This is a genomic window from Pseudomonas sp. 3B-A001-10F (assembly GCF_056313565.1).
Map to the genome: position 1 here is coordinate 1 of NZ_JBQYFW010000056.1, position 14,818 is coordinate 14,818.

Here is a 14,818-nt window from a genome sequence, read left to right on the forward strand (position 1 = left end):
ATCCAAAACCAGGCAAGCCGCATCCCGTTTGAAATCTGTCGAAAAATATCTTCTGGTCAAATCACACCTCTTCGTTGGGCGTAGATTAACGCCCTTTAGGGGTGTCCAGAATCATTAAGCCAGATCAACCCCAGCCCTCTCCCGGAGGGAGAGGGGGCCGACCGAGGTGTCTGGCGAGTTACATCGACCTGAGAAACCTTATCGATTATGGATTCGGCATCGCAGTTTCAGGTCGGCGTATTCCTTCAACATCCCCCAATCGGTCCCCTCTCCCTCCGGGAGAGGGCTAGGGTGAGGGGCTTCTACATCGGCGGCGTCACCCCATCCTTCCCCGCAGAAATAGATTGCGCCGTCAGCGTGCCATCCGCACCCTGCGTGACGAACGTAACAATCTTCACCCCAACCTTCAGCAAATTCCGATCCCCGGGCACCAGATTGACGATCGGGACATCCTCCGGCACCAGAATCTTCTGCTGCCCGCCCTTGTAGTTCACCGTCAGCACCCGCCCGTTACTCACCACCAAATCGCCGACGCTGCCATTGGTCATGCTGCTGCCCTTGGCCAGATCAAACGGCCGATGGCCATCGCCGCTGCCCGCCAGTTCCGGCGGAAACACATGCACCTCCAGTGCCTTGAGCGTGCCATCCTCTTGAGGCATCGCCGCCGAACCAATGTAACTGCCGGGTTTGATGTCCTCGATATTGGCCAGGGTGACCGCGCGAACGTTGGTGTCACCAGTCAACTGAATCACCACGTTCTCGCCGCTGTTGACGTGGACTTTGAGGCTGTCGGCGCTGACCCCGGTGATCTCGCCGCGCACACCGAGGCGCATCCCCGGTGCGTCGGCGGCCTGTGCGCTCATCGCGCCGAGCAGGCTAGTCAGGACAATCGTTGCGATAAGACGAAGCTTCATTGCAATCCTCCGGTCATGAATGTTGAACAAGCCAATGCAAACATAAGCACGCTATCGAACAGGATGTAAGTGAATGTATCATCGACCCGCAACGGTCGGACGCAAGGTCCGCCGATGGATGACGCGCTGCTAGCACCCCGTCATTGCGCAACGGAATAACTGATATCAACCGAAGGCGTCTTCTGCCCATCCGGTTTGCCCCATAGCCTTAGCGCATTCTTTCGCTGGATCGAGAAACCTTATGACCACCACCACTCACGCAATGACCCGAGGCATGGTGCTGCTGTTCGCCTTTTGCTGCGGCGCCATCGTTGCCAACATCTACTACGCACAGCCGATCATCGGCCTGATCGCGCCGGACATCGGCCTCTCCGACACCATGGCCAGTTTCATCGTCTCGCTGACGCAGATTGGCTATGCGCTGGGCCTGTTCTTTCTGGTGCCGCTGGGCGATCTGCTGGAAAACCGCCGTTTGATGATCACCACCACCGTGGTGGCGATTGCCAGTCTGTTGGCGGCGGCGTTTACCGATCAGCCGAACGTGTTCCTGCTGATCTCGTTGCTGGTGGGCTTCAGTTCGGTGTCGGTGCAGATCCTGATTCCACTGGCCGCGCATCTGGCACCGGAAGAATCCCGTGGCCGGGTGGTCGGCGGGATCATGGGCGGCTTGTTGCTCGGTATTCTGTTGGCGCGACCGGTGTCGAGCGTGGTCGCTGACCATCTCGGCTGGCGGGCGATGTTCATGATTGCTGCCGCTCTGATGGCGGTGATCAGCGTGGTACTGGCGCTGACCGTGCCAAAGCGTCAGCCTGATCACAGCGCCACGTATGGCCAGTTGATCGGTTCGCTGTGGACACTCCTGCGCCAACAACCGATGTTGCGCCAACGGGCGTTTTATCAGGGTTGCATGTTCGCCACGTTCAGCCTGTTCTGGACTGCGGTACCGCTGGAACTGGCGCGCAACCATGGTTTGTCGCAAAGCGAAATCGCGATCTTCGCCCTGGTCGGCGCCATCGGTGCCATCGCCGCGCCGATCAGCGGACGCCTGGCCGACGCCGGACACACCCGCATCGCTTCGCTACTGGCGATGATATTTGCCAGCCTGAGCTTCCTGCCGGCGTTCATTCACCCGGCCTACAGCGTCATCGGCCTGGCCGTGACCGGCGTGGTGCTCGACTTTTGCGTGCAGATGAACATGGTCCTCGGCCAGCGCGCGGTCTACTCGCTGGACGCCAAAAGCCGTGGTCGTCTGAACGCGCTGTACATGACCAGCATCTTTATCGGCGGCGCCTTCGGCTCGTCGGTGGCCAGTGCGGTGTACGAGCATGGCGGCTGGTTGTGGATCGTGATTGTGGGAAGTGCGTTCCCGCTGTTGGCGTTGTTGCGCTTTTTGAGTGCTTCGCAGCGCAGTTCATTGGCAACGGCGTAAGGTGGCAAAAGCTTCGCGAGCAGGCTCGCTCCCACGGGTTATTCATTTAGCCTGAGGGAGCGATGAAGCTTAGTAACGAACCAGTTTCTCCATCGCCGCATCCGCCAGAAAGGAGGAACGGCTTTTGACGTTGTGTTCGCGCACATAACGATCGATGCGCTGAATTACATAGCCAGGCAACGTCACGTTGACCTTTTCGGTCTTGCCGAGATAAGGCGAAATATCCAGCTCGAGCATGCCCCAACCCATGTCGGCAAAGTCCGGATTACTGCGATGAGCGGATGCCGAAGTCGGCATAGGAATCGACTCCCCGTCCGCCGCAATCTCCTGCAGCATGATGTGGGCGACTTCAACCGCCGCGTTGTAGGCATCTTCAAAGCTATCCCCCGCTGTAACGGCGCCGGGAATATCGGGGATCTGAATACCGATGGCAGTGTTCTCGTCTCCCCACTCGATACAGATTGGATATTGCATTATGGATCTCCTTCGAAACTGGCTGGCGGGTTGTACAACCCGGCACGTCTCCTGATGCTTTTGACTGTCCCCAACGGCAAATCCTTTTTCGGATGAGGAACGGGAATCGTGTAAGGGTTGTAACGGTGCCTGAAAATGTGATGACTGCCGGTAATCCGGTCCAGCGTCCAACCCGCCTCCTCCAGCTCCTTGATCAATAACCTGCTTTGCACCAATCGCCTCCTTGCCCCGGCCCATTAAAAGTAACCCTAGAGTTACCTTTAATCAAGCACGAAAATCCACAGAGCGACGTCCGGTTGTTTTACAGAGTGTGATTGAAACGCTAGATCCTGAGCTTTACGCAGCACTTCCTTGAGCAATTTCTGTGCGAACCCAACAGGCACACAGCAAAACGGCGATCCAAAGATCGCCGTTTTCATTTACTGCCCAAACTGCTTGCCCAACCCCGGGGGAACGCCGTGGATGTTGGTGTCTTCCCACGGGCCATTGGGGCTGACCGAGCGGCTCCAGCCGTTGTTCCAGCGGTAGTAGGTGCGCTGGCGGTAGAAGGTGTTGGTCTGGTCGTCGAGGACGTAGACGCCGAGTTTCTGGTCCCAGTGGCTGTTGCCGCCCGGTGGCGGTGCGAAGCTGGCCGAGGTGCGCGGGACGGGTTTGGACGGTTTTGCCGGGATGCTTTTGCCTGGGGTCGGCGAGGTCGACGGGGTCGGACTCGGTTGCGAAGGCGGGATCGGCGGCAGGTTGGTGGTCGGTTCCGGTCGTTGCACCGCACATGCACTCAAGCCCAGGGCCAGTGTGAGGACTGTGATTCGGGCGATGGTGTGCATGGCGGTGCTTTCCTGTTGTGTCCGGCTATTGGTCCGGGCTGTCGATGGTCAGTTTTTGTAGCGCAGTGGTGCTGCTGGCCAGAGGGCCGCTGCGACCGACCCATTCGCCGGCAGTCGGTTGGCCGGCGCGGGAGATGCGCGCAACCAGTTGGACTTCAGGGAAGTTCGACAGTTTCAACTGCGGCATCATTGCGTCGGCATCGCCTAGTTCGATGGTCACCGGTAGATCGGCCACGGTTAGACGCTTGGCGGCCAGTGGTGCCGGCGGGCCGGAAGTCGCGCGGGCAAAGATGAACACACTGTCGCCCGGTTGTACTTTGCTTCGGAGTTCGCTGGAAAGATCGACGCTGACTTTCAACAGCGCGGCTTTCGCGGCTACGGACGCCTGAGCAACCTTGCCACCGCTGGCTTCCAGACGCTCGGCGGCGCGTTTGATCCCGCCTTGCAGCGCGGCGCGGGAGTTGTCGTCCGGCGGCAATTGCGCCAGCAAGCGGTTCCAGTAATCGATGGCTTCCTGATAACGCTCGCCTTCGAACGCGGCGATACCGAGCAGACCGAGGCTGGTGACTTCTTTCGGATCAGCCTTCAGCGCTTCGTCAGTCAGGGCCTGAATCTTCGCCGACCACTTTTTGCCATCCGCAAAATACTGCGCCTGCGCCCACTGGCCGAGCAGTTCCGGCTGGCGCCCGGCAAGGTTGGCAGCGCGTTCGAACATCTTTGCCGCGTCCGCCGGACGCTCTTGCGCCATGTAGGTACGACCGAGGAAATACAGGCCTTCAGCGGAGTCCGGCTGGGCCGCGACGGCACGCTCCAGACGCTGGGTCATCTCTTCCATCGACTGCGGTGCCTGAGCGAATTCGCGGGTCAGTTCAACCTTGTCGGCGGCGCCGAAGTGCATATAGAGGCCCAAGCCCAACACCGGCACCAACACAGCCGCCAACAACGGCAACGGTTTACCCAGCTTGGACACACGCGGTGCGGCAACGCCTTCGGTATCCGCCAGCAACTCACGCGCCGCCTCGGCACGGCCGCTGTCCATTTGCGCCGCGTCGAGTACGCCTTCAGCCTGTTGCGACTGCAATTCGGCGACGCGCTCCTGATACAGCGCAACGTTCAGGGCAGTACGATCCTCTTCACGCTGGGCGCGACGTTCACGCAGCACCGGGATCAGCAGAAAACTCAGGGCGACCAGAAGCAACAGCCCTGCGGCAAGCCAGAAATCAATCATTCTTGGTTTTTATCCAACAGTTGGTCGAGGCGCTGACGCTCTTCGCTGGACAGCGCTTGCGGGGTTTCGGCGCGCTGGCCGCGACGACGACGGACAATCACCGCGATCACCACCAAACCACCGAGCAACAGCCCGGCCGGGCCGAACCACAGTAGTGCGGTCTTGGCGTTGAGCGCCGGTTTGTAGCGGACGAAATCACCGTAGCGATCGACCATGAAGTCGATGATTTGCTGGTTGTCCTTGCCCTCGCCGAGCATGCGAAAAATCTCTTTGCGCAGGTCAGCGGCAATCGGTGCGTTGGAGTCGGCGATGTCCTGATTCTGGCACTTGGGGCAGCGCAGTTCCTTGGTCAGTTCACGGAAACGCTCACGATCAGCTTCTTTGGCGAACTCGTACGTATCGATCGCAGCATGGGCGACGCCGGCCAGACTCAAGCCCAAAACCACGGCAGCCAGAAAGCGCTTCATGGCTTGGCCTCATCGACCAGCGCCTGATACTTGGCGGCGAGTTTTTCGCGCCAGACCTGCTCGTCGATCACGCCGACATATTTGTCGCGGATGATGCCCTTGGCGTCGATGAAGAAGGTTTCCGGTGCACCGTAGACACCCAGATTGAGGCCTAGCGAGCCTTCGTCGTCACGGATATCCAGCACGTACGGATTGTGGAATTCGGCCAGCCACTTCAAGGCATCAGCGTTGGTGTCCTTGTAGTTGATGCCGTAGATCACCACACCGCGCTCGGCGAGTTTGTTCAGCACCGGATGCTCGACCCGGCAGGAAATGCACCAGGTGCCCCAGACATTGACCAGCGCCGGTTTGCCGAGAATGTCAGCCTTGGTCAGGGTCTTGTCGCCCTGCACCGCCGGCAACGAAAACTCCGGGAACGGCTTGTTGATCATCGCCGACGGCAGCTCCGCCGGATCAAGGTACAGACCGCGATAAAGAAATACCGCCACCAGCAGGAAAATCGCCAGTGGCACCAGCATCAACCAACGTCTCATGCAGCCGCTCCCGTCATGCCCAATGCTTCACGCACCTTGGCTTTCACCTTGACCCGATAACGTCGATCCAGCGCCGCCAGCAAACCACCCAAACCTGTGAGCAAACCGCCGAACCAGATCCAGCGCACAAACGGTTTGACGTGCACGCGCACCGCCCATGCGCCATTGTCCAGCGGCTCGCCGAGGGCAACGTAGAGGTCGCGAGTGAAACCAGCGTCGATCCCGGCTTCGGTCATCATCGAACTCTGCACGGTATACAGGCGTTTTTCCGGGTGCAGCACGCTGATTTCCTTGCCGTCGCGGATCACCCGAATGGTGCCCTTGTCGGAGGTGAAGTTCGGCCCTTCGAAGTGCTTGGCGCCTTCAAAGATGAAGTGATAACCGGCCAAGTCCATCGACTCGCCCGGCGCCAGGCGCAGATCGCGCTCGGCACTGTTCTGGCTCGACAACACCACGCCCAGCGCGCACACGGCGATGCCCAGGTGCGCGATCTGCATGCCCCAATAGCTGCGAGTCAGCGTCGGCAGGCCTTTGATCAAACCTTTGTGGCGAGTCTTGTCGACAATGTCGCGCGCACCGGCGAGCAACACCCACGCGGCGAGCAGGAAGGTCGCGATCACTGCCCAGTTGAAATCGCCGTAAGCGACACCAGCCACCACGGCCAGCGCGACGCTGCCGAGCAATACCGGGGTCAGCATGCCGGCCAGCCATTTCACCGGCGTGTCTTTCCAGCGCACGATCACGCCGATCGCCATTACCACCATCAGCAATCCCATCAATGGGATGAACAGCGCGTTGAAGTACGGCGGGCCAACCGACATCTTGGCGCCGCTCAGGGCATCGAGAATCAGCGGGTACAGCGTGCCGAGCAAGATCATCGACGCGGCGACGACCAGCACCAGGTTGTTGCCCAGCAGCAGGGTTTCCCGCGACCACAGGTTGAACCCGACCTGACTCTTCACCACTGGTGCGCGCAGGGCGAACAGCGTCAGCGAGCCGCCGACCACAAACAACAGGAAGATCAGAATGAACACGCCGCGCTCCGGGTCAGAGGCAAACGCATGCACCGAGGTCAGCACGCCGGAACGCACGAGGAACGTGCCAAGCAGGCTCAGCGAGAACGCGGCAATCGCCAGCAACACCGTCCAGCTCTTGAACACGCCACGTTTTTCCGTGACCGCCAGCGAGTGGATCAGCGCGGTGCCGACCAGCCAAGGCATGAAAGAAGCGTTTTCCACCGGGTCCCAGAACCACCAGCCGCCCCAGCCGAGTTCGTAATACGCCCACCACGAACCGAGGGTGATGCCGATGCCGAGGAAGGCCCAGGCGACGATGGTCCACGGGCGCGACCAACGCGCCCACGCAGCATCAAGGCGACCGCCCATCAACGCGGCGATGGCGAAGGCGAACGCCACCGAAAAGCCGACGTAGCCCATGTACAACATTGGCGGGTGAACGATCAGGCCGATGTCTTGCAACAACGGATTCAAGTCGGCGCCATTGCTGGGCATTTGCGGCAGGATGCGTTTGAACGGGTTGGACGTGAGGATCAGAAACAGCAAGAAACCGGTGCTGATCATGCCCATCACCGCCAGCACGCGAGCGAGCATGACTTGCGGCAACTGCCGCGAGAACACCGACACCGCGAAGGTCCAGCCGCCGAGGATCAACGCCCACAACAGCAACGAACCTTCGTGGGCGCCCCACACGGCGCTGAATTTGTAATACCACGGCAACGCGGTATTGGAGTTGTTTGCCACGTAGGCGACGGAGAAGTCATCGGTCATGAACGCGTAGGTCAGAATGCCGAACGCGAACAGCAGAAAGGCAAACTGCCCCCACGCGGCTGGCTGGGCCAGGCTCATCCAGAAACGGTCGCCGCGCCAGGCACCGACCAATGGCACCACGGCCTGCACCAGCGCAAAACACAGCGCCAGAATCATCGCCAGATGGCCGAGCTCAGGAATAAAAATTGCCGAGGTCATCGATCAACCCTCCTTCGCAGGCGTTGGTGCCGATTGACCACTGTCTTTCAAGGCTTTGGTCACTTCCGGCGGCATGTACTTCTCGTCGTGCTTGGCCAGCACTTCATCGGCCACCACCACGCCGTCGGCGTTGATCTTGCCGAGGGCGACGATGCCCTGCCCTTCGCGGAACAGATCCGGGAGGATGCCGCGATAGGTGATGGTCACGGATTTGTTGAAGTCGGTGACGACGAATTTGACGTCGAGCGAATCCGGCGAGCGTTGCAGCGAACCCTTCTCGACCATGCCGCCAGCGCGGATGCGCGTGTCTTGCGGTGCTTCGCCGTTGGCAATCTGGGTCGGCGTGTAGAACAGATTGATGTTCTGCTGCAGGGCGCTGAGCGCCAGGCCGACGGCAGCGCCGACCCCGACCAGAATGGCCAGAATGATGATCAGACGTTTCTTGCGCAGCGGATTCACTTGCCGTTCTCCCGGCGCAGACGACGCGCCTCTTGTTGCAGATAACGCTTGCGGGCCGCGATCGGCGCCACCACGTTGAGGATCAGCACCGCCAGACAGATGCCGTAGGCCGACCAGACATACAGGCCATGATGGCCCATGGCGAGGAAGTCGCCGAATGAAGCAAAACTCATCGAGCGGCCTCCAGACTGTGCTGCACTTCTTCTTTCACCCAACTGGCACGGGCCTCACGCTTGAGCACTTCAAGACGCATGCGCAGCAACAGCACGGCGCCGAAGAAGCAGTAGAAACCCAGCACCGTCAGCAGCAGTGGCAGCCACATTTCCGCGGGCATCGCCGGTTTTTCGGTGAGGGTGAAGGTTGCGCCCTGGTGCAGGGTGTTCCACCACTCCACCGAGTATTTGATGATCGGGATGTTGATCACGCCGACGATGGCCAGCACCGCGCAGGCCTTGGCGGCGCTGTCGCGGTTGCTGATGGCATTGCCCAGCGCGATCACGCCGAAATACAGGAACAGCAGAATCAGCATCGAGGTCAGGCGCGCATCCCAGACCCACCACGAACCCCAGGTCGGTTTGCCCCAGATCGCCCCGGTGACCAGCGCCACGGCGGTCATCCACGCGCCGATCGGAGCAGCGCATTGCAGGGCGACGTCGGCCAGTTTCATCTTCCACACCAGCCCGACCACGCCGCACACCGCCAGCATCACGTAGATCGACTGAGCGAGCATCGCGGCGGGTACGTGGATATAGATGATGCGAAAGCTGTTGCCTTGCTGATAATCCGGCGGCGCGAAGGCCAGGCCCCAAATTACGCCGACGCCGATCAGCAGCAACGCTGCGATGCTCAGCCATGGCAAGAACTTGCTGCTGATGCCGTAGAACCACTTGGGCGAGCCGAGCTTGTGAAACCAGGTCCAGTTCATACTGTTTCCATCACGGATGCCGCTCATCGGTGTGAGCAGTCTCAGGGTCTTTGCTGGTTAAATTTTAACCAGACCTCATTATTCGCCGACGCTGATCTTCAGGCCAGCAGCTATTGCAAACGGTGTCAGGGTGATCGCCAGAGCGGTCAGGCTACCCAGCCACAGCAGATACCCGGTCGCCGGCATGCCTTGGAGGGCTGCCTGCAAAGCGCCACTGCCGAGGATCAACACCGGGATGTACAACGGCAGAATCAGCAGCGCCAGCAACAGGCCGCCACGTTTCAAACCGACCGTCAGTGCCGCGCCCACCGCGCCGAGCAAGCTCAGCACCGGTGTTCCCAGCAACAACGAAAGCAGCAAAACCGGCAGACAGGCGGCAGGCAAACCGAGCATCAACGCCAGCAGCGGTGAGAGCAGAACCAGCGCCAGACCGGAGAAAAGCCAGTGTGCCAGCACCTTGGCCAAGACCAGAAGTGGCAACGGGTGCGACGAAAGGACCCACTGTTCCAGGGACCCGTCTTCGAAATCACTGCGGAACAGCCCGTCCAGTGAGAGCAGGACCGACAACAGCGCCGCCACCCAGACTAACCCGGGGGACAGGTTTTGCAACACTTGAGTTTCCGGGCCGACGGCCAGCGGGAACAACGCGATGACGATGGCGAAGAAAATCAGCGGATTGGCCAGTTCCGCCGGGCGGCGAAACAGCAGTCGGGATTCACGGGCAACCAGCAGGCCAAACACACTCATACTGCCCAGTTCCCCAGATCGATATCGCGATAACCGGCCGGCATCCGGCTCAGCGTATGGTGCGTGGTCAGCACCACCAGACCACCGCGTTCGCAGTGTCCGGCCAGATGCTCTTCGAGCTGCGCCACGCCCTGCTTGTCCAGTGCGGTAAACGGCTCATCGAGAATCCACAGCGGCGGGCTGTCCAGATACAAACGAGCCAACGCCACGCGGCGTTGCTGACCGGCGGACAGACTGTGGCAGGGAACATCTTCGAAACCGCGCAATCCTACGGCTGCCAAGGCTTGCCAGATGGCGTCGCGTTCGGCGGGATGATGCAGGGCGCAGAGCCAGGAGAGGTTTTCTTCCGGGGTCAGCAAATCCTTGATCCCGGCGGCGTGGCCGATCCACAGCAGGTTGCGGGCGAGTTCGCTGCGTTGTTCGGTCAGCGGCTGGCCATTGAGCAGGACGTGCCCGGCGGTCGGCTGCATCAGCCCTGAAAGCAGACGCAACAGGCTGGTCTTGCCGCTGCCGTTGGGACCGCTGATCTGCACCATATCGCCACTGGCGAGTCTCAATTCGAGATTTTCGAAGAGCAGCCGCAGATCACGTTCACACGCGAGGGCAACGGTTTGCAGGACAGGACTGGTCAAGGGATCACGGGCCTTATACGGTTCAAGTCGGCTCTGGCGCGGCCGTTAAAGAGATGCAGCATAGATGCATTGACGGCTCGATCTAGAGAGCTGGGTCAAACAATTGCTATGTTTTTTATTCGAAGCGCAAGACGGGCGGCATTATACATGTCGTGCCTTACTCTCAAGAGTGCATTTTCCTCAGGTTGTGTCCGCGTATGACAGGCGAAATAAACATCCTCCCGCTCCCGCCCACCACCCCGGCGACCGTTCGCCCGCAGGTCGGTGAGCTGCTCAAGCTGCTGACCCCGGTCGAAGGCCTGATCGGCGCCGGGCAAAGCGCCAAGGCCGAGGTGTTGTCGCTCAAGCAGGCGGATCAGACTTTTCAGCTATTGCTCAAGGTGACCGTCGACGGCGGACGCCAGACCACCGTGCAAGCGACCAGCAATCTGCCGCTACCCCAAGGCACCAGTCTGGCGATCACTCAGCCCTCGGCGGGCAATCTGGCGATTACTGTGCAACAAGCCATTGCCAGCAGCGTCGCCGCCCTCACCCGCATCGACACCGCACAATTGCCGGTCGGTACGCTGCTGCAAGGCAAAGTGCTGACCTCGCAGGCGCTGCGGCAGACGCCGGGGCAGGCAGCGGTGTTCCGCTCCTTGGTCAGTTTGCTCAACACCGCCCAGAGCGGCAGCACACTGACCATCGACAGCCCGCAGCCGCTGCGCATCGGCACTTTGCTGTCGGCGTTGGTCGAAGACGCACAATCCCTGAAATTCCTGCCAATGAGCAGCCGTCAGGAACAACTGGCCGTGAGTCAGCAACTGCTCGGCCAGCAAAGTCGTCAGGCGTCGCTGAGCGGGTTGTTGAACGCGCTGCAAAACCTGCCACCCCCCACCGACCAAACCTCTGCGGATCTACGCGCGTTGGTCGACAAGCTCCTTGCCAGCCTCCCGGACGTGCAACAACTGAGCACCGCCAAAGGCGTGGCCCTTGCCCTGGCCAACAGCGGCGTGTTCCTCGAAGGCAAACTGCTGACCGGGCAGAACCCGACGCTGGCACCGGACATGAAAGCCGATCTGCTCAAGCTGATCGCACAACTGACCCCGGGTTTGCCGAGCAGCACCAGTTTCAACGCAATCATCGCCGCCAACACCCTGGCGCAAGCGCTGCCGAGTTTCGTGCGTAATGCGCTCGGCATGCTCGGTCAGGTCAGCGCGAAACCGGTGCCAAGCAGCTTCCCACTGCCAGAGCGTTTGCTGCAAAGCCTGGACGGCGAAGGCGATCTGGAACAATTGTTGCGCCTCGCTGCTGCCGCTGTTTCACGCCTGCAAAGCCATCAACTGTCGAGCCTGGAGCAGACCGGCGTCACCGACGATGGGCGCCTGCTCAGCACCTGGCAGCTGGAAATTCCCATGCGCAATCTGCAGGACATCGTGCCGTTGCAGGTCAAGTTTCAGCGTGAAGAAGCACCGGAGCGAGAACCGCAAGCGAACGAGCGTCGCGATGAGCGCGAGCCCAAGCAACAACTGTGGCGCGTCGATCTGGCGTTCGACATGGAACCGCTCGGGCCGATGCAAATTCAGGCGCAGTTGATCGCCGGCAGCCTGTCCAGCCAACTGTGGGCCGAACGGCCGTACACCGCCGAACTCATCGAAAACAACCTGTTTGCCCTGCGCCAGCGCCTGCTCGATCGCGGGCTGAACGTCGGCGACATCGACTGCCACCATGGCACCCCGCCGCAAGGCAACCAAACCCGTCTTGAACATCGCTGGGTCGACGAAACCGCATGAACGATTCCACTGCCCCACGCCAGGCCATCGCCCTCAAATACGACGGCAACCACGCGCCAACCCTCACCGCCAAAGGTGATGACGAACTGGCCGAAGAAATTCTGCGCATTGCTCGCGACTGTGAAGTGCCGATTTACGAGAACGCTGAACTGGTGCGGTTGTTGGCGCGAATGGAGCTGGGCGACAGCATTCCCGAAGAGTTGTACCGCACCATCGCCGAGATCATCGCGTTTGCGTGGAACCTGAAGGGCAAATTCCCCGAGGGGCAGGACCCGAATGCGCCGATGGTCGAGAAAGACGTCACCGATCGCGGGGATGATTACTGAGACTTCGAAGACGCCTTCGCGAGCAAGTTCGCTCCCACATTGGTTCGGCGTACACCGATCTAATGTGGGAGCGAGCTTGCTCGCGAATAGGCCATCAGCTTGGGCGCAAAAATCAGTTTTTGTGAAGTTTGCGCATCAACTCCGCCTCTGCCTGTGTCAACCCGCAGGACTGAGTCAGTTCATCCACGCTTGCGCCCATGCCCACCAGTTTCGCCGCTTGGGCGAATGACAGGCTCGACGGGTCGCGTTGTTCAAGCGCGACAATCTTGTCCGGCAACGGATTCACCACCGCGCGCAACTCGTGCAGGGCGTCGCCCATGCGCACGTTGCCGTTCTGGTAGTCGTCGACACGCTTGGCCAGGTCCTTGATGCGCTGATCACGCAACGCATCGCCCTGAGCCTGTTGCGCAGCGATCAACCGCTGCGCCTTGATGTACGACACAAACATTGCCAGTGTGCCTGCCCAGAAGAGGAACAGGACAATGACCGCGACCTCGAGAATCAATCAGATGCTCTCCAGTTCCGACCATTCTTCTTCGCTCATCATCTTGTCCAGCTCGACCAGGATCAGCAACTCGTTGTTCTTGTTGCACACGCCCTGGATGAACTTGGCCGACTCTTCGTTGCCGACGTTCGGCGCCGTCTCGATTTCCGACTGACGCAGATAAACCACTTCGGCCACGCTGTCGACCATGATGCCGACGACTTGCTTGTCGGCTTCGATGATGACGATACGGGTGTTGTCGCTGATCTCGCCGGTGCTCAGGCCGAAGCGCTGACGGGTGTCGATCACGGTGACCACGTTACCGCGCAGGTTGATGATGCCCAGCACGTAGCTTGGCGCGCCCGGCACCGGAGCGATCTCGGTGTAGCGCAGCACTTCCTGCACGCGCATCACGTTGATGCCGTAAGTCTCGTTGTCCAGTTTGAAGGTCACCCATTGCAGGATCGGATCTTCAGAACCTTTTGCATTCGTCGCCTGACTACTCATACCCTGACCCCTCGAAAAAACCGCTCTGAGCGGTGTGTGTTCTGTGTGGCGGCATTCAACAATGCCGTCGCCTGATTGTTATGTCGGCTGCTATGTCGGTTTATGTAGCGGCTTGTGGCCGCCGAGGTGCTTTGCCCCACCGCTGGCGATCAACTCGGCCAGTGCGGAAACGTCAAGCAATGCACACATGTGCTCAATCACGGTGCCGGCGAGCCATGGCCGCTGACCCCGGTGACTTCTCCATTTGATTTCATTCGGGTCCAGACGCAACGAGCGGCTGACCTGATGCACCGCGAGCCCCCACTCGTAACCTTGTACCGAAATCACGTACTGCAGGCCCTGACGGAAGTCATCGCGGTAGCGATCCGGCATGACCCAGCGCGCGGTGTCCAACACTTTCAAATTACCGGCCTGGCTCGGCAGGATGCCGAGGAACCATTCCGGCTGACCGAACAGCGGCGTCAGCTCGTGGCCGGCCAGCGAGTAGATCGAGCCGAGGCACACCAGCGGCACGGCCAGCGTCAGGCCGGCGACGTCGAACAGCAGGCATTCGAACGCTTCCGAGGCCCAGGCCGGACGTCCATCGGTTTCCACCGGTGGCGGCGTGTTGTTCGGCGGCAGATGCACTTCCACCAGCGGCGGAACCAGCGTCTGTTCGACAGGCGCGGGTGCAACCGGAGCTGGGGCCGGTTCGACCACTGCCGGTTCCGGCGCGGTTTTCAGCAATTGGGTTTGCAGCAGCGGTGCCAGTGTCGAAACGGACGCGCGAACCGGCTCGGCTTCTTCAATCAATGCAACCGGTGCCTTGGCGACCGGTGCGGCGGCAGGCGCGACAACCGGTGCGACAGGTTTGGCAGCCTTCTGCGCATCACGCGCCTGCTCTTCCAGCACTGCGGCCTGAAACTCGTCCAGCGCCTCGGTACTTTCTTCGACAACTTCGACTGGCGTCGGCAACGCGTCAGGAATTTCCTGGAGCAAACTGTCCAGATACGACTGCAAGGCCAACTGCGGCTTCGACGTCAACTTCAAAGGCCGGTTCATGCACAGTCCCCTGTAGGAGCTGCCGCAGGCTGCGATCTTTTGAACTTTTCAGGAGCGCCACTAAGCAAGAT

At 60.5% G+C, this 14,818-nt stretch carries 19 protein-coding genes; 3 read left to right on the forward strand and 16 right to left on the reverse strand.

All coding sequences use genetic code 11. From position 1 onward, the window contains the following. Positions 1–302: 302 nt before the first annotated feature. A complete protein-coding gene (locus tag AC0ZWN_RS28175; RefSeq protein ID WP_476337616.1) occupies positions 303–914 on the reverse strand; it encodes a hypothetical protein in 612 nt (203 codons plus the stop codon). Positions 915–1,155: 241 nt separating this feature from the next. Between AC0ZWN_RS28175 and AC0ZWN_RS28180 the strand changes: the two genes are divergently transcribed. Continuing rightward, positions 1,156–2,343, forward strand: coding sequence for an MFS transporter (locus AC0ZWN_RS28180; RefSeq protein WP_476337617.1), 1,188 nt, complete (start codon positions 1,156–1,158; stop codon positions 2,341–2,343). A gap of 69 nt (positions 2,344–2,412) precedes the next feature. Here the strand turns inward: AC0ZWN_RS28180 and AC0ZWN_RS28185 are convergent, their stop codons facing one another. The 12 genes from AC0ZWN_RS28185 to ccmA form a co-directional block, all read right to left on the reverse strand. Beyond that, entirely contained in the window at positions 2,413–2,817 is a 405-nt protein-coding gene (locus AC0ZWN_RS28185) for a type II toxin-antitoxin system HicB family antitoxin (protein WP_099758378.1), read from the reverse strand. Beyond that, the gene (locus AC0ZWN_RS28190) at positions 2,817–3,029 is read right to left on the reverse strand and encodes a type II toxin-antitoxin system HicA family toxin (RefSeq protein WP_095050205.1); all 213 of its coding nucleotides are present in this window, start codon (positions 3,027–3,029) and stop codon (positions 2,817–2,819) included. The genes AC0ZWN_RS28185 and AC0ZWN_RS28190 overlap by 1 nt, the downstream gene beginning before the upstream one ends. A gap of 207 nt (positions 3,030–3,236) precedes the next feature. Further along, positions 3,237–3,641, reverse strand: coding sequence for a hypothetical protein (locus AC0ZWN_RS28195; protein WP_093439844.1), 405 nt, complete (start codon positions 3,639–3,641; stop codon positions 3,237–3,239). Positions 3,642–3,666: 25 nt separating this feature from the next. Continuing rightward, positions 3,667–4,869, reverse strand: a complete 1,203-nt coding sequence (gene ccmI / locus AC0ZWN_RS28200; RefSeq protein WP_476337619.1) for a c-type cytochrome biogenesis protein CcmI — start codon at positions 4,867–4,869, stop codon at positions 3,667–3,669. Next, positions 4,866–5,336, reverse strand: a complete 471-nt coding sequence (locus tag AC0ZWN_RS28205; RefSeq protein ID WP_242209473.1) for a cytochrome c-type biogenesis protein — start codon at positions 5,334–5,336, stop codon at positions 4,866–4,868. Before AC0ZWN_RS28205 ends, ccmI begins: the two co-directional genes overlap by 4 nt. Further along, on the reverse strand, positions 5,333–5,869 hold the full coding sequence (locus AC0ZWN_RS28210; RefSeq protein WP_166222385.1) for a DsbE family thiol:disulfide interchange protein: 537 nt from the start codon (positions 5,867–5,869) through the stop codon (positions 5,333–5,335). The genes AC0ZWN_RS28205 and AC0ZWN_RS28210 overlap by 4 nt, the downstream gene beginning before the upstream one ends. After that, positions 5,866–7,854, reverse strand: coding sequence for a heme lyase CcmF/NrfE family subunit (locus AC0ZWN_RS28215; protein WP_194934433.1), 1,989 nt, complete (start codon positions 7,852–7,854; stop codon positions 5,866–5,868). The genes AC0ZWN_RS28210 and AC0ZWN_RS28215 overlap by 4 nt, the downstream gene beginning before the upstream one ends. A 3-nt stretch (positions 7,855–7,857) precedes the next feature. Continuing rightward, the gene (gene ccmE, locus AC0ZWN_RS28220) at positions 7,858–8,313 is read right to left on the reverse strand and encodes a cytochrome c maturation protein CcmE (RefSeq protein ID WP_053118425.1); all 456 of its coding nucleotides are present in this window, start codon (positions 8,311–8,313) and stop codon (positions 7,858–7,860) included. Continuing rightward, positions 8,310–8,486, reverse strand: a complete 177-nt coding sequence (ccmD, locus tag AC0ZWN_RS28225) for a heme exporter protein CcmD (protein ID WP_003222944.1) — start codon at positions 8,484–8,486, stop codon at positions 8,310–8,312. The genes ccmE and ccmD overlap by 4 nt, the downstream gene beginning before the upstream one ends. Further along, on the reverse strand, positions 8,483–9,238 hold the full coding sequence (locus AC0ZWN_RS28230; RefSeq protein ID WP_095050201.1) for a heme ABC transporter permease: 756 nt from the start codon (positions 9,236–9,238) through the stop codon (positions 8,483–8,485). Before AC0ZWN_RS28230 ends, ccmD begins: the two co-directional genes overlap by 4 nt. Before the next feature lie 78 nt (positions 9,239–9,316). Next, positions 9,317–9,985 carry a heme exporter protein CcmB gene (gene ccmB / locus AC0ZWN_RS28235; RefSeq protein WP_007919970.1) on the reverse strand — a complete coding sequence of 223 codons (669 nt, stop codon included), beginning with the start codon at positions 9,983–9,985 and terminating at the stop codon, positions 9,317–9,319. Further along, positions 9,982–10,617 (reverse strand): cytochrome c biogenesis heme-transporting ATPase CcmA, encoded by a 636-nt coding sequence (gene ccmA, locus AC0ZWN_RS28240; RefSeq protein WP_099758371.1) that lies wholly within the window; start codon positions 10,615–10,617, stop codon positions 9,982–9,984. The genes ccmB and ccmA overlap by 4 nt, the downstream gene beginning before the upstream one ends. Before the next feature lie 197 nt (positions 10,618–10,814). On the opposite strand from ccmA, the gene fliK reads away from it, so the two are divergent. Then, positions 10,815–12,389 carry a flagellar hook-length control protein FliK gene (gene fliK, locus AC0ZWN_RS28245; protein WP_476337623.1) on the forward strand — a complete coding sequence of 525 codons (1,575 nt, stop codon included), beginning with the start codon at positions 10,815–10,817 and terminating at the stop codon, positions 12,387–12,389. Next, positions 12,386–12,715, forward strand: coding sequence for an EscU/YscU/HrcU family type III secretion system export apparatus switch protein (locus tag AC0ZWN_RS28250; RefSeq protein WP_016987484.1), 330 nt, complete (start codon positions 12,386–12,388; stop codon positions 12,713–12,715). Before fliK ends, AC0ZWN_RS28250 begins: the two co-directional genes overlap by 4 nt. A gap of 112 nt (positions 12,716–12,827) precedes the next feature. Here AC0ZWN_RS28250 and AC0ZWN_RS28255 read toward each other — a convergent pair whose 3' ends face one another. From AC0ZWN_RS28255 to AC0ZWN_RS28265, 3 genes are all read right to left on the reverse strand, one after another. Next, a complete protein-coding gene (locus AC0ZWN_RS28255; protein ID WP_476337625.1) occupies positions 12,828–13,220 on the reverse strand; it encodes a DUF2802 domain-containing protein in 393 nt (130 codons plus the stop codon). Next, positions 13,221–13,706: a chemotaxis protein CheW gene (locus AC0ZWN_RS28260; RefSeq protein WP_095050193.1), complete on the reverse strand. Its 486-nt coding sequence runs from the start codon at positions 13,704–13,706 to the stop codon at positions 13,221–13,223. It lies immediately after the preceding gene. Positions 13,707–13,796: 90 nt separating this feature from the next. After that, on the reverse strand, positions 13,797–14,747 hold the full coding sequence (locus AC0ZWN_RS28265; RefSeq protein ID WP_476337626.1) for a CheW domain-containing protein: 951 nt from the start codon (positions 14,745–14,747) through the stop codon (positions 13,797–13,799). Positions 14,748–14,818 lie beyond the last annotated feature (71 nt).

Excerpts from the sequence above, each read along its gene's own strand:
- AC0ZWN_RS28175 (WP_476337616.1), bottom strand. The coding sequence starts at position 914 with ATGAAGCTTCGTCTTATCGCAACGATTGTCCTGACTAGCCTGCTCGGC.
- AC0ZWN_RS28180 (WP_476337617.1), top strand. The coding sequence starts at position 1,156 with ATGACCACCACCACTCACGCAATGACCCGAGGCATGGTGCTGCTGTTC.
- AC0ZWN_RS28185 (WP_099758378.1), bottom strand. The coding sequence starts at position 2,817 with ATGCAATATCCAATCTGTATCGAGTGGGGAGACGAGAACACTGCCATC.
- AC0ZWN_RS28195 (WP_093439844.1), bottom strand. The coding sequence starts at position 3,641 with ATGCACACCATCGCCCGAATCACAGTCCTCACACTGGCCCTGGGCTTG.
- ccmI (WP_476337619.1), bottom strand. The coding sequence starts at position 4,869 with ATGATTGATTTCTGGCTTGCCGCAGGGCTGTTGCTTCTGGTCGCCCTG.
- AC0ZWN_RS28205 (WP_242209473.1), bottom strand. The coding sequence starts at position 5,336 with ATGAAGCGCTTTCTGGCTGCCGTGGTTTTGGGCTTGAGTCTGGCCGGC.
- AC0ZWN_RS28210 (WP_166222385.1), bottom strand. The coding sequence starts at position 5,869 with ATGAGACGTTGGTTGATGCTGGTGCCACTGGCGATTTTCCTGCTGGTG.
- AC0ZWN_RS28215 (WP_194934433.1), bottom strand. The coding sequence starts at position 7,854 with ATGACCTCGGCAATTTTTATTCCTGAGCTCGGCCATCTGGCGATGATT.
- ccmD (WP_003222944.1), bottom strand. The coding sequence starts at position 8,486 with ATGAGTTTTGCTTCATTCGGCGACTTCCTCGCCATGGGCCATCATGGC.
- AC0ZWN_RS28230 (WP_095050201.1), bottom strand. The coding sequence starts at position 9,238 with ATGAACTGGACCTGGTTTCACAAGCTCGGCTCGCCCAAGTGGTTCTAC.
- ccmB (WP_007919970.1), bottom strand. The coding sequence starts at position 9,985 with ATGAGTGTGTTTGGCCTGCTGGTTGCCCGTGAATCCCGACTGCTGTTT.
- fliK (WP_476337623.1), top strand. The coding sequence starts at position 10,815 with ATGACAGGCGAAATAAACATCCTCCCGCTCCCGCCCACCACCCCGGCG.
- AC0ZWN_RS28250 (WP_016987484.1), top strand. The coding sequence starts at position 12,386 with ATGAACGATTCCACTGCCCCACGCCAGGCCATCGCCCTCAAATACGAC.
- AC0ZWN_RS28260 (WP_095050193.1), bottom strand. The coding sequence starts at position 13,706 with ATGAGTAGTCAGGCGACGAATGCAAAAGGTTCTGAAGATCCGATCCTG.
- AC0ZWN_RS28265 (WP_476337626.1), bottom strand. The coding sequence starts at position 14,747 with ATGAACCGGCCTTTGAAGTTGACGTCGAAGCCGCAGTTGGCCTTGCAG.